This is a genomic window from Ruegeria sp. H7 (genome assembly GCF_056532945.1).
In genome coordinates, this window is record NZ_JBQFNZ010000007.1 from 84,921 (window position 1) to 103,256 (window position 18,336).

18 protein-coding genes are annotated in these 18,336 nt (G+C 60.9%); 15 read left to right on the plus strand and 3 right to left on the minus strand.

What is annotated here, in order from left to right:
- Positions 1–26: 26 nt before the first annotated feature.
- Positions 27–398, minus strand: coding sequence for a YraN family protein (locus ACR0AC_RS15350; RefSeq protein WP_170455578.1), 372 nt, complete (start codon positions 396–398; stop codon positions 27–29).
- 1 nt (position 399) lies between these two features.
- Entirely contained in the window at positions 400–1,257 is an 858-nt protein-coding gene (gene rsmI, locus ACR0AC_RS15355; RefSeq protein WP_170455580.1) for a 16S rRNA (cytidine(1402)-2'-O)-methyltransferase, read from the minus strand.
- Positions 1,258–1,345: 88 nt separating this feature from the next.
- Here rsmI and ACR0AC_RS15360 point away from each other — a divergent pair, with 88 nt between their 5' ends.
- The 3 genes from ACR0AC_RS15360 to murJ are packed head-to-tail and all read left to right on the plus strand — an operon-like array spanning position 1,346 to position 6,835.
- The gene (locus tag ACR0AC_RS15360; RefSeq protein ID WP_480874581.1) at positions 1,346–2,518 is read left to right on the plus strand and encodes a penicillin-binding protein activator; all 1,173 of its coding nucleotides are present in this window, start codon (positions 1,346–1,348) and stop codon (positions 2,516–2,518) included.
- On the plus strand, positions 2,478–5,297 hold the full coding sequence (locus ACR0AC_RS15365; protein WP_480874584.1) for a [protein-PII] uridylyltransferase: 2,820 nt from the start codon (positions 2,478–2,480) through the stop codon (positions 5,295–5,297). Before ACR0AC_RS15360 ends, ACR0AC_RS15365 begins: the two co-directional genes overlap by 41 nt.
- Positions 5,294–6,835, plus strand: a complete 1,542-nt coding sequence (gene murJ / locus ACR0AC_RS15370) for a murein biosynthesis integral membrane protein MurJ (RefSeq protein WP_480874587.1) — start codon at positions 5,294–5,296, stop codon at positions 6,833–6,835. The genes ACR0AC_RS15365 and murJ overlap by 4 nt, the downstream gene beginning before the upstream one ends.
- Here murJ and ACR0AC_RS15375 read toward each other — a convergent pair whose 3' ends face one another.
- Complete coding sequence (locus ACR0AC_RS15375) at positions 6,836–7,522, minus strand: rhomboid family intramembrane serine protease (RefSeq protein WP_480626995.1); 687 nt, start codon at positions 7,520–7,522, stop codon at positions 6,836–6,838.
- 88 nt (positions 7,523–7,610) lie between these two features.
- Here ACR0AC_RS15375 and trpS point away from each other — a divergent pair, with 88 nt between their 5' ends.
- The 12 genes from trpS to ACR0AC_RS15435 all read left to right on the plus strand — a co-directional run bounded on the left by trpS (position 7,611) and on the right by ACR0AC_RS15435 (position 18,334).
- A complete protein-coding gene (gene trpS, locus ACR0AC_RS15380) occupies positions 7,611–8,639 on the plus strand; it encodes a tryptophan--tRNA ligase (RefSeq protein WP_480874589.1) in 1,029 nt (342 codons plus the stop codon).
- Between the two features lie 59 nt (positions 8,640–8,698).
- Positions 8,699–9,562, plus strand: coding sequence for a branched-chain amino acid aminotransferase (locus tag ACR0AC_RS15385; RefSeq protein ID WP_480874591.1), 864 nt, complete (start codon positions 8,699–8,701; stop codon positions 9,560–9,562).
- Positions 9,563–9,639: 77 nt separating this feature from the next.
- A complete protein-coding gene (locus ACR0AC_RS15390) occupies positions 9,640–10,095 on the plus strand; it encodes a universal stress protein (RefSeq protein ID WP_480874594.1) in 456 nt (151 codons plus the stop codon).
- A gap of 1 nt (position 10,096) precedes the next feature.
- Positions 10,097–10,690: a 2-hydroxychromene-2-carboxylate isomerase gene (locus ACR0AC_RS15395; protein WP_170455595.1), complete on the plus strand. Its 594-nt coding sequence runs from the start codon at positions 10,097–10,099 to the stop codon at positions 10,688–10,690.
- A 69-nt stretch (positions 10,691–10,759) separates the two neighbouring features.
- Positions 10,760–11,323, plus strand: coding sequence for a NifU family protein (locus ACR0AC_RS15400; RefSeq protein ID WP_170455597.1), 564 nt, complete (start codon positions 10,760–10,762; stop codon positions 11,321–11,323).
- Entirely contained in the window at positions 11,313–11,903 is a 591-nt protein-coding gene (gene tsaB / locus ACR0AC_RS15405; RefSeq protein WP_480874597.1) for a tRNA (adenosine(37)-N6)-threonylcarbamoyltransferase complex dimerization subunit type 1 TsaB, read from the plus strand. Before ACR0AC_RS15400 ends, tsaB begins: the two co-directional genes overlap by 11 nt.
- Positions 11,900–12,313, plus strand: a complete 414-nt coding sequence (locus ACR0AC_RS15410) for a GNAT family N-acetyltransferase (RefSeq protein WP_170623994.1) — start codon at positions 11,900–11,902, stop codon at positions 12,311–12,313. The genes tsaB and ACR0AC_RS15410 overlap by 4 nt, the downstream gene beginning before the upstream one ends.
- A gap of 161 nt (positions 12,314–12,474) precedes the next feature.
- A complete protein-coding gene (locus ACR0AC_RS15415) occupies positions 12,475–13,473 on the plus strand; it encodes a BMP family ABC transporter substrate-binding protein (RefSeq protein ID WP_170455603.1) in 999 nt (332 codons plus the stop codon).
- 89 nt (positions 13,474–13,562) lie between these two features.
- The gene (locus ACR0AC_RS15420) at positions 13,563–15,092 is read left to right on the plus strand and encodes an ABC transporter ATP-binding protein (protein ID WP_170623996.1); all 1,530 of its coding nucleotides are present in this window, start codon (positions 13,563–13,565) and stop codon (positions 15,090–15,092) included.
- 1 nt (position 15,093) lies between these two features.
- A complete protein-coding gene (locus ACR0AC_RS15425) occupies positions 15,094–16,188 on the plus strand; it encodes an ABC transporter permease (RefSeq protein ID WP_170455607.1) in 1,095 nt (364 codons plus the stop codon).
- Positions 16,188–17,156, plus strand: a complete 969-nt coding sequence (locus ACR0AC_RS15430; RefSeq protein WP_170522285.1) for an ABC transporter permease — start codon at positions 16,188–16,190, stop codon at positions 17,154–17,156. The genes ACR0AC_RS15425 and ACR0AC_RS15430 overlap by 1 nt, the downstream gene beginning before the upstream one ends.
- Positions 17,157–17,413: 257 nt before the next feature.
- A complete protein-coding gene (locus ACR0AC_RS15435; RefSeq protein ID WP_480874603.1) occupies positions 17,414–18,334 on the plus strand; it encodes a sulfite exporter TauE/SafE family protein in 921 nt (306 codons plus the stop codon).
- The last annotated feature ends 2 nt before the right edge of the window (positions 18,335–18,336 follow it).

Sequence of the window (18,336 nt, forward strand, 5' to 3'; positions counted from 1 at the left end):
CAGCAGGCCGAGGGGTTCAATGGGGCTTAGGCCTGTCCAAACGCGTTTTCGATGATTTGGACCGCACCCGAGCGATCAACCAATGCCGCGTCGAACCGCACATTCGTTAGCTGCCCGCCAGGTTCGTTTTCCAGAAACTGCGCAGCCGAGGCGCAAATCCGTTCCGTTTGCCGCCGTGTGATACGGGCCGCGGCCATGTCAAAACTGGCGCTTTTCTTTACCTCGATGAAGACCAGCCCATCGCTGTCGCGTGCGATCAGATCAATTTCACCCCCGGCACCGCGCCAACGGCGATGTGCGATGGAAAAGCCACGGCGTTCGTAATCTGTAGCGACGCGCAGTTCCGCCGCCTGACCCGCGTGATAGGACACTGATCCCCGAACCGAACGCTGTGCCATGTCATCCCTTTCCCAATTTCAGGGCCTTCTGGTAGATCGGACGCCGGGGCAGATCATACATCTGCGACACCAGATCCGCGGCATCCCGAACCGAATGCGTCTGCAAGGCCTGTTTCAAAGCCTCTTCTACGTCAGACTCGTTAACACTTTGCGAATGGCTGCGATCCACCAGCAAGACAACCTCGCCCTTCACGGTCTGACCCTGATAGGCCTGCGCCAGTTCGCCCAGCGTACCGCGCTTGATTTCTTCGAATTTCTTCGTCAGTTCCCGGCACAAAGCGGCCTGACGATCTGCGCCCAGAACGTCGGACAGATCGGACAGGCTGCTGGCGACGCGTTTGGGCGATTCGTAAAACACCAGCGTTCCGGGAATATCACGCAGGGCTTCGATTCGGCTGCGCCGAGCACCGGACGCATTCGGCAGAAAGCCTGCAAAAAAGAACGCATCCGTTGGCAAACCCGCCAGCGTAAGGGCCGCCAAAGCCGCAGACGGCCCTGGTGCACAGGTCACTGTATATCCGGCCTCGGCCGCTTGCCGCCCAAGATCATAGCCCGGATCGGCGATCAGTGGCATTCCGGCTTCGGACGCGTAGGCAACCGACTGCCCCTGTGCCAGCGCGTCCATAATCTTGCCGCGCGCGCCCGCGCCGCTGTGATCGTGATAGGCGTGGATTCGGCGACCATCCAGCGGGATGCCATGGATCTCCATCAATCGGCGCAGGCTGCGGGTGTCTTCCGCCGCGATCACGTCCGCCGAAGCCAGAATATCCAGCGCCCTGAGCGTAATGTCGCGCGCGGTTCCGATCGGAGTGGCAACAAAATACAGGCCCGCAGCCAATCTGATCTTTTGGAAATTCAAAGCTGGACCCTCACAGCATGACGTTTATTATCGCGGCTCGATAGAATAGCAGCGCCCGTCGCCGCCGGATCAGGGAGTTTTCTTTTAGATGTTTACCGTTTGCAAGCCCGTAAGCAAGCTGGCGAAGGCCGCTGCTGCCCTGGCCACCATGGCGTTTCTGGCTGCCTGTGAAGTTGGCGGTTTGGGCGGCGGGCCATCGATCAACACATCGAAACCTGTCCCGGTCGCCCTGCTGGTTCCAAGCGGGTCAGGTCAGGCGGGAGACGCCGCACTGGCGCGCAGCCTTGAGAACGCGGCGCGACTGGCGATGAACGACCTTCCGAACGTTCAGATCGACCTGCGGGTCTATGACACTGCCGGAAACGCGGGCACCGCATCCGTTGTTGCGCAGCAGGCCGTGTCGGACGGGGCCAAGATCATCATCGGACCGGTCTACGCACAAGCGGCCAACGCGGCCGGGCTGGCCGTGCTGAACAACAACGTCAATGTTCTGTCCTTTTCGAACAACACCAGCATCGCGGGCGGTAATGTCTACGTGCTTGGTCCCACATTCCAGAACACCGCAAACCGGTTGGTGAACTATGCAGGCTCGCAAGGTAAAACCGGCACCGTAATTGTGCACAGCAATGACGCGGCGGGCCAGTTGGGCCAGTCGGCCATTGCCAATGCGCTGAACTCCAGCCCGGTCAACAACGCGGGCACTGTGGGCTATGACCGCTCGCAACAAGGGGTGATCAACGCGGTTCCCACCGTCAAGGCAACAGTGGATTCGTCGGGCGCGGACTCGTTGTTCCTGACAGCAACAACGGCCGGTGCGTTGCCCCTGTTCACCCAGCTTCTGCCAGAGGCAGGCGTTTCACCGGCCACGACGCAATTCATCGGCCTGACCCGCTGGGACATCCCACCGCAAACGCTGGAACTGCCGGGTGTTCAGGGCGGTTGGTTCGCCCTGCCGGACCCCTCCAAGGCACAAGCCTACCGCCAGCGCTATAACGCGACCTACGGCGAGGCCCCGCATCCTATCAGTGGCTTGGCCTATGACGGCATCGCGGCCATCGGCGCACTGGTCTCGCAAGGCAAATCCGACGCGCTGACCGGGGCGGCCCTGACACAGAACGCCGGTTTCCAGGGCGTCGGCGGCATCTTCCGTCTGCGTCCGAACGGCACCAACGAACGCGGTCTGGCCGTCGCCACGATCCAGAACAAACAGGTGGTTGTGATTGACCCTGCCCCACAAAGCTTCTCTGGCGCCGGTTTCTGATCGACCCGGTCTGGTTGCCGCGCCCGACACCGTGCTGATCTGCCCCGCCGAGGATATTTTCGACAGCGCCAGTGTGACTAAGCAGCTGGCGTCTGCATTTGAAGCCTGCGCGGACAATGCCGCGATCCGTTCGGAAACCGTGCGAATCCTGCGGCATGCGCAGAAGACCGGGCGCAAGGCCATTGCGGATGCGTTTGCGGCGCGCCCGTTTGATGCGCGGCCTCTGACCCGATCCTATACGCACCTGACCGATCAACTGGTCGGCACGGCGATGCGCGTGTCCAGCGAGCGTCTGCACCCGCTGGCCAACCCGACGCAAGGCGAACGGATCGCCGTTCTGGCCGTTGGCGGATATGGGCGGGGCGAAATGGCCCCGGCCTCGGATGTCGATCTGCTGTTTTTGACGCCTTACAAGATCACCGCCTGGGCCGAGAGCGTGATTGAATCCATGCTCTACATCCTGTGGGATTTGCGGCTCAAGGTGGGGCATTCCTCTCGCACCATCAAAGACTGCCTGCGGTTGGGAACCGAAGATTTCACCATCCGCACCGCGATGCTGGAACAGCGCTATCTGGCCGGTGACACGGCCCTGGCGGAGGAGTTGGACAACAAGCTGAAATCCGACCTGTTCAAAGGGACCGAGCGCGAGTTCATCGAGGCCAAACTAAAGGAACGCGACGAACGCCACCTGAAACAGGGCCAGCGCTATATGGTCGAACCGAGTGTGAAAGAAGGCAAGGGCGGGCTGCGCGACCTGCAATCGCTGTATTGGATCGCAAAATACATCTACGGCGTTCAGGATGTGGCCGAGCTTGTGCCGCTGGGTCTGTTCACACCTGAAGAATTCAAGACCTTTGTCGAGGCCGAGGATTTCCTGTGGGCCGTGCGCTCTCATCTGCATCTGGTGACGGGGCGTGCGACGGAACAGCTGACCTTTGACATGCAGGTCGAGGTCGCGGCGCGAATGGGCTACGAAGACAGGGCCGGTCGGCGCGGTGTCGAGGTGTTCATGCAGCGCTATTTCCGCGAGGCGACGCGCGTGGGCGAGCTGACGCGGATCTTCCTGACCAAGCTGGAAGCCGCGCATGTGAAAGGTGCCCCATTGCTTGAACGGATCTTCCGGCGTCGCCCGAGGGTCAAGCAGGGCTACAGCGTTGTGCACGGGCGTCTGAACATCGCCGATCCGGACGCGTTTCTGGCAGACAAGGTGAACCTGTTGCGCCTGTTCGAAGAGGGGTTGCGGACCGGTATGTTAATCCATCCCGACGCAATGCTGCTGGTAACGGCCAACCTGCATCTGATCGACGAGGACATGCGCAACGACAAAGAAGCGCGGCGCATTTTCCTGGACCTGATGCTGAAACACGGCAACCCGGAACGGGCCTTGCGGCGGATGAACGAACTGGGCGTGCTATCGGCTTTCCTGCCCGAGTTCGAGCCCATCGTCGCGATGATGCAGTTCAACATGTATCACAGCTATACGGTGGACGAGCATACCATTCAGTGCATCGTGAACCTGGCCCAGATCGAGCGCGAAGAGTTGATGGAGTCGTTGCCTCTGGCATCCTCGATCCTGAAGGGTGGGGTCAACCGCAAGGTTCTTTATGTGGCCTTGCTGCTGCACGATATCGCCAAGGGGCGGCCCGAGGATCACTCGATCCTGGGGGCGCAGATCGCGCGCAAGGTGGCCCCCCGACTTGGATTGAACAAGGGGGATTCCGAGACGGTCGAATGGCTGGTGCGCTATCACCTTCTGATGTCCGACATGGCGCAGAAACGCGATATTTCTGACCCGCGCACCGTGAGGGACTTTGCCAAAGCCGTGCAGACGGTCAAGCGGCTGGATTTGCTGACCGTGCTTACGGTCTGCGACATTCGCGGCGTCGGGCCGACCACCTGGAACAACTGGAAAGCCACCCTGTTGCGGGCCCTGCATGCCGAAACCAAGCGCGCGCTTGAGACCGGGATGGAGGACCTGAACCGCGCCAATCGCGGGACCGAGGCCAAAAAGGCGCTGCGGGCCCAGCTTGCGGATTGGTCCAAGGCCGACCTCAAGGTCGAAACCGGACGGCATTACGCACCCTATTGGCAGGGTCTGAACGTGGCGACCCATGTCGAATTTGCGGACATGCTGCGCGCGCTGGATCGCAGCGGTGATCCGGGCGAAGTCGAAATCCGTCTGCACCCGGACGAGGATCGCGACGCGACCCGGGCTTGCTTTGCCATGGGCGACCACCCCGGTATCTTTGCGCGGATTGCGGGCGCTCTGGCACTGGTCGGGGCCAACGTGGTGGACGCGCGCAGCTATACGACCAAGGACGGCTATGTGACAGACGCATTCTGGATACAGGACGCCGAGGGCCACCCCTTCGAGGCCGCGCGCCTGCCGCGTCTGACGCAGATGATCCACAAGACCCTAAAGGGCGAGGTTGTCGCCCGCGAGGCGCTGAAATCACGCGACAAGATCAAGAAGCGCGAGCGCGCGTTCAACGTGCCGACCCATATCACCTTCGACAATGACGGGTCCGAGATCTACACGATCATCGAGGTTGATACCCGCGACCGGCCCGGCCTGCTCTATGACCTGACGCGGACGCTGGCGGCGGCCAATGTCTATATCGCCAACGCCGTGATCGCGACCTATGGCGAACAGGTGGTGGATACCTTCTATGTCAAGGATATGTTCGGGCTGAAATACCACTCGGAAAGCAAACAGCGCGGACTTGAGGCCAAGCTGCGCACTGCCATCACCGAAGGCGCCGAGCGCGCGGCCTCATGAAGCAGATCCGGCTGTTCTCGGGTTTCTTCACGGTTGGGTTCTGGACTCTGGCCAGCCGTATCCTGGGCTTTCTGCGAGAGATTCTGCTGACCGCCTATATCGGCCCGGGGCCGGTTATGGACGCCTTTGTGGCTGCGTTCCGCCTGCCCAATATGTTCCGACGGTTTTTCGCCGAAGGGGCGTTCAACGCGGCCTTTGTCCCGATGTTTTCCAAACGTCTTGAAGGCGGTGAAAACGCCGAAGGGTTCGCACAGGATGCATTCAACCTGCTTGGCGCAGCCGTGCTGGTTCTGGTCGGTCTGGCAATGGCATTCATGCCGGGCCTTGTGTGGCTGACGGCCGAAGGGTTCTATGGCGATGAGAGGTTCGATCTGGCCGTCGATTACGGTTACGTCGTCTTTCCTTACATCCTGTTCATGTCATTGGCGGCCTTGTTTTCGGGCGTGCTGAATGCGACGGGCCGCTTTGCCGCTGCCGCCGCCGCGCCCGTTTTGCTGAACATCTTTGCGTGCTCGGCCCTTATCTTCGGCGCGCTGTCCGGCGGTGAGGTCATTCGCTGGCTCATCACCGTGATCCCTGTCGCCGGGGTCGCTCAACTGGCTCTGGTCTGGGTCGCGACCGAGCGCGCGGGTATCCGTATCCGCGTGGGCCTGCCGCGCCTGACACCCGAAATGCGCAACATGGTTCGCATTGCGGTCCCTGCCGCGTTGGCCATGGGGGTTACGCAGGTCAATCTGGTGGTGGGTCAATTGGTGGCATCCAAGACCGAGAAAGCCGTCAGTTGGTTGTTTGCCGCTGATCGTCTGTATCAGTTGCCTCTGGGCGTTGTCGGAATTGCCATCGGCATTGTCTTGCTGCCCGACCTGTCCCGCCGTCTGCGCGCCGACGACAAGGAAGGTGCGCGCAACGCCTTCTCGCGCGCGGGCGAGTTCATGTTGCTGCTCACGCTGCCCTCGACCGTGGCGTTTCTGATCATCCCGATACCCTTGGTTTCAGTTCTGTTCGAGCGCGGCCAGTTCAGCGCCGAGGATACCGCCGCCACAGCGCTCGCCGTGGCGATCTACGGCGTCGGGCTTCCGGCCTTCATGCTGCAGAAACTGCTGCAACCGCTGTATTTCGCGCGCGAGGATACAAAATCCCCCTTCCGCTATGCTGTCGTTGCCATGATCATCAATGCGGCTTTGGCCTTTGGTCTATACCCTGTGGTCGGATGGATCGCACCCGCCATTGCAGCGTCGGTTGCCGGATGGGCGATGGTTGCCCTGCTGGCCATCGGTGCGCGGCGCATGGGGGACGAAGCGCGGTTTGATGACCGGTTCAAACTGCGCGCATGGCGGATTGTTGCGGCTTCCATCGGAATGGGCGTGGTGCTGTTTGCCGCAATCCACCTGTTCGGCTGGGCCTTCGCGCTGGCGGGCTGGCGCTATATTGCGTTACTGGCGCTGATCGTCGTGGCGGCGGTTGCGTATTTCGCGCTTGGCCATTTGTTGGGCGCATTCAAACTGTCCGAGTTCAAGCGCGCCCTGCGCCGGTCCTGATCAATCCCGCCGAATGCGGCCCTTGATCCGGGCCCAACCGCCTGGGGCCAGGAAGAAGGACAGTCCGAAACCGGTGGCAAACCCACCCAGATCGGCCACCCAATCGGACGTCCCGCCGAACAGCAACCCAAAGAGCAGTTGAATACCCATCAGCACGGCGATCAACTGGAAAGCCCGTGCCTGATTTTCGCCGACCAGAGACAGCTTGCGCCATAGCAGCCATGTGAAGGCACCGATCAATCCGTAGACCGGTGGGAAGCCTCCGACCAAGGGATACGAAGGATCAAGGATCAACGCATAGGCCAGCGCGCCACCCACGCCGGACAGCACAAAGATCAAAAGCATCGGAAAGCCGCCAAAGACCTCTCCGACCATCTTGCCCATGGCCAGCACGAAGACGCAGACGAACACCGCTTGGGTGAAATTGGTCGAGACAAAGGGATAGGTCACGAAACGGATGACATGCTCGAACGGCCAGCGACCGTTCAGCACCATCCAGTCGAAAATATCCGCCGAAAAGGCGTAGCTCTGCAGCGCATCCAACCGCCAGCCTACTGCACCTGGCCCTCCGACCAGCCCGCGCGCGCCCAGCGTGAAGGCCAGTTCGATCCCGATGATGAACAGAACCAGCGCCACCACGACGGGCGGCAGGGGGTTCACGGCGGGTGTGTAATGCTCACTGCTCATATTGGGCGGGCCTTTCGCGGCTGTTGACGTCCCTGACCCTCATGGGTAAGCGACGAGGGCTGATTTTTCCAGACGGGAGTTCCCTTCGATGACCCAGACCCAATTCACGCCGCGCGTGTTTTCCGGCATCCAGCCTTCGGGCGGGCTGACCCTGGGCAATTATCTGGGGGCGATGAAGCGCTTTGTGGACATGCAGGGGCCAGAGTTCGAAACCATCTATTGCATGGTCGACCTTCACGCCATCACCGTCTGGCAAGACCCCGCTGCGCTGTCCCACAACACCCGCGAGCTATGCGCCGGGTTCATCGCTGCGGGCATTGATCCGGAACAGTCGATCCTGTTCAACCAAAGCCAGGTGCCTGAGCACGCGCAGCTTGGCTGGATCTTCAACTGTGTCGCCCGGATGGGTTGGATGCAGCGGATGACTCAGTGGAAGGACAAGGCGGGCAAAAACCAGCAGAATGCCTCGCTGGGTTTGTTTGCCTACCCGTCGCTGATGGCTGCCGACATTCTGATCTATCACGCGACCCATGTTCCGGTGGGCGAGGACCAGAAACAGCATCTGGAACTGACGCGCGACATCGCGATCAAGTTCAACAACGATTTCGGTGTGGATTTCTTCCCCATTACCGAACCGGTGATCGAAGGCGCGGCGACGCGGGTCATGAGCCTGCGCGACGGGTCCAAGAAGATGTCCAAATCCGACACTTCGGATATGAGCCGGATCAACATGACCGACGATGCCGACACGATCGCCAAGAAAATCCGCAAGGCCAAAACCGACCCGGACGCGCTGCCGTCAGAACCCGATGGTCTGGAAGACCGCCCCGAGGCGCGCAATCTGGTGAACATCTACGCCGCTCTTGCGGATCAAAGCGCGGAACAGGTGCTGTCAGATGTGGGCGGCAAACAGTTCGGTGAGTTCAAACCGATGCTGGCGGAACTGGCGGTCGAGAAACTGTCGCCGATCTCGTCCGAGATGGCGCGGCTGATGAACGATCAGGCCGAGATCGACCGCATTCTGGCACGTGGCGCTGAACGCGCGCGCGAAATCACCGCGCCGATCCTGCGCCAGACCTACGACATTGTGGGTATGGTCGGCGCAGCATCGCGCTGATTACACTGGACCTTCGCCTGACGCCCTCCTAGGTTTGCCCAAAGCTTGGGGAGGGCGTCATGGCAACCGGCAAGAATATCCGCACCTATTTCGAAGGCCAATGGCACGATGGGGACTCTCCGATCATGCGTGCCGCCGACCATGGCGCGTGGCTGGGCTCGTCAGTATTTGACGGGGCGCGGTATTTCGAAGGCATGGCCCCGGATCTTCTGGCCCATTGCGCCCGCGTGAACCGCTCGGCTGAGGCGCTGATGCTGACGCCGACGGTGACGCCAGAACAAATGGTCGATCTGGTACGCGACGGGCTGCAGGCCTACGGCCCGGACACAGGCGTCTATATTCGCCCGATGTATTGGGGGATCGATGGTGACGCCACTGCCATTGTTCCAAAGGAAAACAGCACCGGTTTCGCAATTTGCCTGGAAGAGATTCCGATGGCGCCCGAGACGGCCTCGACCACGCTGACAACCACACGTTTTCGCAGGCCGGTTCTGGAATCTGCCGTTGTGCATGCTAAGGCCGGATGCCTTTACCCCAACAACGCCCGCATGCTGCAGGAGGCGCGCTCCAAAGGGTTCTCGAACGCACTGGTTGCGGACGCGATGGGCAATGTGGCCGAGACCGCAACCGCCAATATCTTCATGGTCCGGGACGGAGAGGTCTTTACCCCGATCCCCAACGGCACTTTTTTGGCAGGGATCACCCGCGCGCGTCACATCAAGAACCTGCGCGCCGATGGCGTTATCGTGCACGAAACGATTCTGGGCTTTGACGATTTCCATCAGGCGGATGAGGTGTTCATGTCCGGGAACATGAACAAGGTGACGCCGGTAACCGCGCTGGACGACACGCAATTTCAGATTGGCCCTATTGCCCGCCGCGCCCGTGGTCTTTATTGGGATTGGGCTGCCAGCGATCGCTAGCTGAATATGTGGGCATTGCCCGAGTTGCCAGCGCGCAATCGGTCGGGCATCATCCCCAAAAAAGAATGAGGACACCCATGCGCAAGTTCCTGGTCGTACTGGATGACAGCCGTGAATGCCTGAATGCGATGCGCTTTGCCGCAATGCGCGCGGCCCATACCGGCGGCGGCGTCACGATCCTGTCGGTCATCCCGCCGGACGAGTTTAACCACTGGATCGGTGTGGCCGAGGTCATGCGCGAAGAAGCGCGCGAACGTATCCACGCGCATTACGAAGTGTTCGCCAAGTGGATGCGCGACAAACAACACGTCGAGCCGGAACTGGCGATCCGCGAAGGCGATCCGGTGCCTCAGATCATCGAACATGTGCAGTCCGACCCCGAAATCGGCGTGTTGGTTCTGGGGGCGGGCACCGACAAAAAGGGGCCCGGCCCGCTGGTTACGCAATTGACGAAGAACTCGGGCAGCCTGCCGATCCCGATCACGATCGTGCCCGGCGATCTGAGCAAGGAAAAGCTGGAAGAAATCACCTGATATGGGGGCGGCGGTCGACTTCTGGTTCGAATTCGCCTCGACTTATTCCTATCTCAGCGCCATGCGCATCGAACAGGCCGCCACCGCCAAGGGCGTGACCGTGAACTGGCAACCGTTCCTGTTGGGGCCGATCTTTGCCGATCAGGGCTGGACCACGTCGCCCTTCAACCTCTACCCCGCCAAAGGCCGCTATATGTGGCGGGATATGGAGCGGTTATGCGATGCGCGCGCCTTGCCGTTTCAACGCCCGGACCCGTTCCCGCAGAACGGCCTGCACGCGGCGCGTTTGGTTCTGGCCATCGACCCGCCGGACCAAAAGGCGCGTTTTGTCCGTGCCGTCTACAGCGCCCAGTTTGGTCAGGGTCGCGACATTTCGGATCAAGGGACTCTGCTGGACTGTCTGCGCGATGCGGGTCTGCCGTCTGATCTGTTGCAGCGAACGGCGGACCCGGACGTCAAGGCCGCGCTGTTTCAGCAAACGGATCGGGTCAAGGCGGCAGGTATCTTTGGCGCGCCCAGCTTTCTGGTCGGGGATGAGCTTTTTTGGGGCGATGACCGGCTGGATCAGGCGCTGGGCTACGCCGCCTCAATTTAGAATAGTTCCAAATCTTGACTTCCCCGACTGCGACGCGCATATCAAAGACACCCTAAACGGAGCTGTCCCATGTTCATTCAGACCGAATCCACCCCAAACCCGGCCACATTGAAGTTTTTGCCCGGCCAGACGGTGCTTGAGGCGGGAACAGCCGATTTTCCAACCGCTGAAGCAGGTGAGAAATCCCCTCTGGCCAAGCGCATCTTCGGCGTTGACGGCGTGACCGGCGTGTTCTTCGGGAACGACTTTGTCACCGTGACCAAATCGGATGACGTGCAGTGGGACCACATCAAACCCGCCATCCTTGGCGCGGTGATGGAACACTACCAGTCCGGTCAACCTGTTATGGGTGCGGACGCGACAACGGCATCCGGTCATGCGGAGCATACCGGCGAAGATGCAGAAGTCGTCAACCAGATCAAAGAGTTGCTGGACAGCCGTGTGCGCCCCGCAGTGGCACAGGATGGTGGTGACATCACCTTCCACGGCTTTGACCGGGGCGTGGTTTACCTGCATATGCAGGGCGCTTGCGCCGGGTGCCCCTCGTCCACACTGACCCTGAAAATGGGTATCGAGAACCTGCTGCGCCACTACATCCCCGAAGTGACCGAGGTTCGTCCGGTTGCCGTCTGACCCGACAATACTGGCATTTGACACATCGGCCGCGCATTGCGCGGCCGCTTTGCTGCGGGGTGGACAGATCGTCGTATCCGTGGCCGAGGCCATTTCACGCGGACAGGCCGAACGGCTGATGCCCCTGCTGGAAGAGGTGTTGGCGCAAGCGGGCTGTAGCTGGGCAGATCTGGACGCCATTGGCGTGGGCGTCGGGCCGGGAAACTTTACCGGCATTCGCATTTCGGTATCGGCAGCACGGGGGCTGGCCTTGGGCCTGAACGTCCCCGCCGTGGGCGTGTCTGGTTTTGACGCATTGGCCGACATAGCTCCGGACGACCATATCCCGGCCGTCGTGGCACCGCGCGATCAGGTCTATGTGCAAACGGCTGACTCGCCCGCACGCCTGATACCGCTGGAAGAGGCCAAGGTATTGGGGCCGCTCTACTTCTGCCCCGACCCGGCAGCACAGGCGCAAGCCATTGCGCGGGTTGCAGCACGTCGATGGGACACCGAAACCCTGCCGCCTGCGCCTTTATACGTTCGCCCCGCCGATGCGGCACCGTCCAGCGACACACCTCCGGTCTTGCTGGACGAATGACACCTCGGGATCTGGCCGCAACACATGCCGCCGCTTTCACCCAATCCCGTCCTTGGACGGCGTCCGAGTTCGCTGACCTGCTGGCCAACCCGTTCACCCACTGCATCGGAACGCCCAAAGCCTTCGCCCTGTTTCAGGTGATTGCGGATGAGGCGGAGTTGCTGACCATCGCGACTCACCCCAGCCATCAACGGCAGGGGCTGGGCCTGCAATGCATGAACGACTGGCACGCAAAGGCCGCGCAACTGGGCGCGATACGGGCGTTTCTGGACGTAGCCGCCGACAATCGGCCCGCAATCGCGCTATACCATCGCTGCGGATACCGGGTGTGTGGTCAGCGCAAGGGCTACTACCGCCGAGAAAACGGGCCAAACTGCGACGCAATTGTCATGGAATGCGCCCTGCCCTGACGGTAAGTGGCAATTTTCGGACCAAACGGTCAAAAATCTATTGACCCCACCTGTTGCAAACATCCTTAATTCCCGCCATCACAACAGTTATGCTCGCTCTGAGTGGGTAATCGGGGCTATCCTTGGCCTTGGACCAACGACAAAAACAACGGGAGTAAGAAATGACCCTCATGAAATCTCTGATGGGTGCCGCTGCGGCGGTCGCACTGACAGCTGGCGCAGCCCTGGCCGAACCGGCGCTGATCTTTGACCTGGGTGGCAAGTTTGACAAGTCGTTCAACGAAGCCGCACATAACGGCGCACAGCGTTGGGCAGATCAAACCGGCAAAACCTACCGCGAGATCGAGCTTCAGTCGGAAGCCCAGCGCGAACAGGCCCTGCGCCGCTTTGCCGAAGCCGGTGCCAACCCGATCATCACCATGGGCTTTGCCATGGCCGATCCGCTGGCCGCTGTTGCCGGTGATTACCCGGACACCAAGTTTGTTGCGGTTGACGTAACCTGGCTGGAGGCTCCGAATATCCGTCAGATCGGTTTTGCGGAACATGAAGGATCGTATCTGGTCGGCATGATGGCAGCGATGGCGTCCCAGTCGGGCACCGTTGGCTTTATCGGCGGCATGGACATCCCGCTGATTCGCCACTTTGGCTGCGGTTACGCCCAAGGTGCCAAGGCCGTGAACCCGGATATCGAAGTTGTCGCCAACATGACCGGCACCACCCCCGCGGCATGGAACGACCCGGTGAAGGGTTCGGAACTGACCAAGGCGCAGATCAGTCAGGGCGCTGACGTGATCTATGCGGCCGCAGGCGGCACCGGCGTTGGTGTTCTGCAAACCGCAGCCGACGAAGGCATCCTGTCGATCGGCGTGGACAGCAACCAGAACCACCTGCATCCGGGCAAAGTGCTGACCTCGATGCTCAAGCGCGTGGATGTTGCCGTTTATGACGCCATGAAGGCGGGTGAAGACCTGCAAACCGGTGTCTTCTCGATGGGTCTGGCCGAAGAAGGCGTTGGCGTCGCAATGGACGAAAACAACGCAGAGCTGGTCACCGAAGAAATGAGCTCGGCCATCGAAAGCGCACGGCGCGACATTATCGACGGCAATGTCTCGGTTGTCAGCTACTACGAGAACGACAGCTGCCCGGCACTGCAATTCTAAAACCCATGCGGGGCGGAGGGTCTCTTTCGCCTCGCTTTTTCCTTCTGCCGCGCCGGTTGCGCGGTCCCTTCGGCAATTGAGGACACGACATGACCGTCCCCGCCATTGAGCTCAAAGGGATTTCCAAAGCCTTTGGGCCGGTTCAGGCCAACAAAGACATTTCCATCAGCGTCGCCCCCGGTACGATCCATGGGATTATCGGTGAAAACGGTGCGGGCAAATCCACGCTGATGAGCATCCTCTACGGGTTTTACAAAGCCGACAAAGGCGAGATCTGGATCAACGGCACCAAGACCGAGATTCCGGACAGTCAGGCGGCGATTGCCTCGGGCATCGGGATGGTGTTCCAGCATTTCAAGCTGGTCGAAAACTTCACCGTTCTGGAAAACATCGTTCTGGGGGCCGAGGATGGCGGCATGCTGGCGCCGTCGCTGGCCAAGGCGCGTAAGGAACTGAAAGCGCTAGAAGAAGAGTACGAGCTGTTCGTGGACCCCGACAAACGCATCGACGAGATCGGTGTGGGCATGCAACAGCGGGTCGAGATCCTCAAGGCGCTGTACCGCCGGGCCGAGATTCTGATTCTCGACGAACCCACCGGCGTTCTGACGCCGTCCGAGGCGGACCAGCTGTTCCGCATCCTCGACCGGCTGCGGGCCGAGGGGAAAACGATCATCGTGATTACCCATAAGCTGCGCGAGATCATGGAGAACACCGATACCGTTTCGGTCATGCGGCGCGGGCAGATGACGGCCACCGTCAAGACGTCCGAGACCAGCCCCGAAGAACTGGCCGAGCTGATGGTGGGCCGCAAGGTTCTGCTGCAGGTCGATAAAGTGCCTGCAAAGCCGGGCAAACCGATTCTGGAGATCGAAAACCTGCAAGTCTTTGACAGCGCCGGTGTTGAGCGGGTCAAAGGGATCGACCTGACCGTCCGGGCGGGCGAGATTGTGGGCATTGCCGGTGTCGCGGGCAATGGTCAGTCTGAACTGCTGGAGGTTCTGGGCGGGATGCGCCCAGGTCAGGGCTCGATCAAGCTGAACGGCGTGCCGCTGCCGCTCAGCGGGGCGGGGTCGGATGGACAGGCGCGGCGCGCGCAGCACATTGCCCATGTGCCCGAAGATCGGCAGCGCGAAGGTCTGATCATGGACTTCCACGCGTGGGAAAACGTGGCCTTCGGCTATCACCGCGACCCGGCTTACAAGCGTGGCATCTTCATGGACAACGCCGCCCTGCGCGCCGATACCGAAGCGAAGATCGAGAAATTCGATGTCCGCCCACCGAATGGCTGGCTGACGGCCAAAAGCTTTTCGGGGGGGAACCAGCAAAAGATCGTCGTCGCGCGCGAGATTGAGCGCAATCCCGACCTGCTGCTGGTCGGCCAGCCGACCCGAGGTGTCGATATTGGCGCGATCGAGTTCATTCACAAACAGATCGTCGCCCTGCGCGATCAGGGCAAGGCCATCCTGCTGGTTTCGGTCGAGTTGGAGGAAATCTTCTCACTGTCCGACCGGATCGCAGTGATGTTTGACGGACATATCATGGGCGAACGTCTGCCCGCCGAGACGGATGAAAAAGAACTGGGCCTGCTGATGGCCGGTGTTGCGGGAGAGGCCGCGTAACATGGATAAAATGCCCAAATGGGCCGATGTCGTGCTGATCCCGGTGATCAGCCTTCTACTGGCCGCAATCCTTTCGGCGCTGGTCATTCTGGCCATCGGAGAAAACCCGGTCGAGGCCGTGAACCTGATGGTCACCGGCGCGCTGGGATCGACCTATGGCTGGGGCTATACGCTATACTACGCCACCAACTTCATGTTCACCGGATTGGCCGTGGCCGTCGCGTTCCACGCGCGGATGTTCAATATCGGGGGCGAAGGTCAGGCAATGCTGGGCGGGCTTGGCGTTGCCATGGTCTGCTTGTATGTCCCCTGGCCGCATTGGAGCATTGCCCTGCTGGCCGCCTGTGCCGCCTCGATGCTGTTTGGCGCGGCATGGGCCGCGATCCCGGCCTATCTGCAAGCCAAGCGCGGCAGCCATATCGTGATCACAACGATCATGTTCAACTTCATCGCCGCTGCCTTCCTGAACTACATGCTGGTCAATGTGATGCGCCCACAGGGCTCGCAAGACCCGGCGACCGCGCGCTTCCCCGAGGCGGTCCACCTGCCGACTTTCCAGTCGATGTTCTCAACCGCCGAGAATGTGATGTTCCGGGGAGCACCTGCGAATATCTCGTTCTTCGTGGCGATTCTGGCCTGTGTGATCGTCTGGGCCCTGATCTGGCGCACAAGGCTGGGCTATGAAATTCGCGCCTATGGCCATTCGGAAACCGGGGCCGTTTATGCCGGTATCTCGCCTGTGCGCATCACCATCATCGCCATGCTGATCTCGGGGGCGCTGGCGGGTCTGATGGCAATCAACAACGTGATGGGTGAGGCGGAACGGCTGGTTCTGAATTCAACCGAAGGCGCGGGCTTTATCGGCATCGCTGTGGCCCTGATGGGCCGGTCGCACCCGTTCGGCGTGTTCCTTGCGGCGCTGCTGTTCGGCTTCCTGTATCAGGGCGGCGCAGAACTGGCGCTGTGGACCTCGATCCCGCGGGAACTGATCGTCGTCATTCAGGCGCTGGTCATCCTTTTCACCGGAGCGCTCGACAATATGGTGCGCATGCCGCTTGAAAAGCTGTTCCTGGGTCTGCGGAAGGGGGCTGAGTGATGGAGTTCTTCGTTACCCTCATCCAGGTCCTCGATTCGACTATCCGTCTGGCCACGCCGCTGCTGCTGGCCTGTCTGGCCGGGCTTTATTCGGAACGCGCGGGTATCTTCGACATCGGGCTTGAGGGCAAGATGCTGATGTCAGCCTTTTTCTCGGCCGCCGTCGCTGCCGTAACCGGTTCGGTCTGGCTGGGCCTTTTGGCAGGGATCGGCGCGTCGCTGGTCCTGTCAGCGCTGCACGGGGTGGCCTCGATCACCTTCCGGGGCAATCAGCTGATCTCGGGCGTTGCCATCAACTTTCTGGCCTCGGGCCTGACCGTACTGATCGCCCAAAGCTGGTTCCAGCAGGGCGGACGCACCCCGTCCCTGTTTGGGCAAGGCCGGTTCGAGCCTATCGAGTTTCCCTTTGCCGAAGCGCTGAGCGGTGTGCCAATTCTCGGCCCGATTTACTCCGAGCTGCTGTCGGGCCATTCGATTCTGGTTTACATCGCCTTTCTGATGGTGCCGCTGACCTGGTGGATCCTGTATCGCACCCGGTTCGGTTTGCGCCTGCGGGCGGTGGGTGAAAACCCGGCGGCGGTGGATACGGCTGGCGTCTCAGTGGTCGGTCTGCGCTTTGCCGCTGTGGCCATTTGTGGCGTGCTCTGCGGTATTGCAGGGGCGTATCTGGCGACCGCGCTGCAGGCCGGATTCGTCAAAGAGATGACCGCAGGCCGGGGCTTTATTGCGCTGGCCGCACTGATCTTCGCGAAATGGCGCCCGTGGCATGCCATGTGGGCCTGTCTGCTGTTCGGCCTGCTGCAAGCCGTTGCGCTGCGGTTCCAGAATATCGATCTGGGCGGCGTAGTGATTCCCGTTCAGGTGATGGACGCCCTGCCCTATATCCTGACCGTCGTCATTCTGGCCGGGTTCGTTGGCAAGGCCGTACCGCCCCGCGCGGGTGGTGAGCCCTATGTAAAGGAACGCTGATAAGTCCAGTTTCGAGACAATTCTGGGTCCTGTTTGCTGCAGAGCGGCATGCACAGTTGATTTTGCATGCCGCAACCGCTCTAAAAGGGTATGTGCGTGTTTCCTTTGCCAGACAGCAGCGTGACCAGGGGTCTACAGATCACCTCGATACGCTGCCAGGCTGTCACGGAAACGTACAAATTCCGGTGTTTAACCATCCCAATTGATCGCGGCTTTGTCGCATTGAACTGGCCCCATTCGCCCGACTAGAAGACAACATGCAGATCTACCTTCCCATCGCCGAAGTCTCCGTGAATGCCTTTCTTCTGTTAGGGCTGGGCGGGGTGGTCGGCATCCTGTCCGGAATGTTCGGTGTTGGGGGCGGCTTTCTGATGACGCCTCTGCTGTTCTTCATCGGCATCCCGCCTGCCGTCGCAGTTGCGACCGAAGCCAACCAGATCGTCGCCTCGTCCTTCTCGGGCGTGCTGGCGCATTTCCGACGAAAGACGGTCGATCTGAAGATGGGCACGGTGCTTCTAACAGGCGGCCTGATAGGCGCGGCCCTGGGTGTGGTGATCTTCAACTACCTCAAGGGGCTGGGTCAGGTCGATCTGCTGGTCACCTTGTGCTACGTCGTATTTCTGGGCGTTATCGGCAGCCTGATGTTCGTCGAAAGCCTGCGCGCGCTTCGGCGCGTAAAGAAGGGCAACGCCACCCCAGCCAAGCGCAGACAGCGCGGCTGGGTGCATGCGTTGCCGTTCAAAATGCGCTTTCGGACCTCGGGCCTTTACATCTCGGTCATTCCGCCGGTTCTGGTCGGACTGTGCGTGGGCGTTCTGTCCGCGATCATGGGCGTCGGCGGCGGTTTCATCATGGTGCCCGCGATGATCTACCTGCTGGGCATGCCGACCAAGGTCGTGGTTGGCACCTCGCTGTTCCAGATCATCTTTGTCACCGCCTTCACCACCATGCTGCACGCCACCACCAACTACACCGTTGACGTGGTATTGGCGGTGCTTTTGCTGGTCGGAGGTGTCATCGGCGCGCAGATCGGCACCGTGATCGGCGCGCGTATGCCGGCCGAGCAATTGCGTGTTCTGCTGGCCGCGCTGGTTCTGGTCGTCTGCGGCAAGCTGGCGCTGGACCTGCTACTGGAACCGACCGAGCTGTTCTCGCTTGGCGACAGCGGAGGGCACTGAGA

Bases quoted from the DNA above. Each gene is read 5' to 3' on its own strand.
- ACR0AC_RS15415 (WP_170455603.1), top strand. From the start codon at position 12,475: ATGACCCTCATGAAATCTCTGATGGGTGCCGCTGCGGCGGTCGCACTG.
- ACR0AC_RS15420 (WP_170623996.1), top strand. From the start codon at position 13,563: ATGACCGTCCCCGCCATTGAGCTCAAAGGGATTTCCAAAGCCTTTGGG.
- ACR0AC_RS15430 (WP_170522285.1), top strand. From the start codon at position 16,188: ATGGAGTTCTTCGTTACCCTCATCCAGGTCCTCGATTCGACTATCCGT.
- ACR0AC_RS15350 (WP_170455578.1), bottom strand. From the start codon at position 398: ATGGCACAGCGTTCGGTTCGGGGATCAGTGTCCTATCACGCGGGTCAG.
- ACR0AC_RS15385 (WP_480874591.1), top strand. From the start codon at position 8,699: ATGGCAACCGGCAAGAATATCCGCACCTATTTCGAAGGCCAATGGCAC.
- murJ (WP_480874587.1), top strand. From the start codon at position 5,294: ATGAAGCAGATCCGGCTGTTCTCGGGTTTCTTCACGGTTGGGTTCTGG.
- ACR0AC_RS15425 (WP_170455607.1), top strand. From the start codon at position 15,094: ATGGATAAAATGCCCAAATGGGCCGATGTCGTGCTGATCCCGGTGATC.
- ACR0AC_RS15390 (WP_480874594.1), top strand. From the start codon at position 9,640: ATGCGCAAGTTCCTGGTCGTACTGGATGACAGCCGTGAATGCCTGAAT.
- ACR0AC_RS15400 (WP_170455597.1), top strand. From the start codon at position 10,760: ATGTTCATTCAGACCGAATCCACCCCAAACCCGGCCACATTGAAGTTT.
- ACR0AC_RS15410 (WP_170623994.1), top strand. From the start codon at position 11,900: ATGACACCTCGGGATCTGGCCGCAACACATGCCGCCGCTTTCACCCAA.
- ACR0AC_RS15360 (WP_480874581.1), top strand. From the start codon at position 1,346: ATGTTTACCGTTTGCAAGCCCGTAAGCAAGCTGGCGAAGGCCGCTGCT.
- trpS (WP_480874589.1), top strand. From the start codon at position 7,611: ATGACCCAGACCCAATTCACGCCGCGCGTGTTTTCCGGCATCCAGCCT.
- ACR0AC_RS15435 (WP_480874603.1), top strand. From the start codon at position 17,414: ATGCAGATCTACCTTCCCATCGCCGAAGTCTCCGTGAATGCCTTTCTT.
- ACR0AC_RS15395 (WP_170455595.1), top strand. From the start codon at position 10,097: ATGGGGGCGGCGGTCGACTTCTGGTTCGAATTCGCCTCGACTTATTCC.
- ACR0AC_RS15375 (WP_480626995.1), bottom strand. From the start codon at position 7,522: ATGAGCAGTGAGCATTACACACCCGCCGTGAACCCCCTGCCGCCCGTC.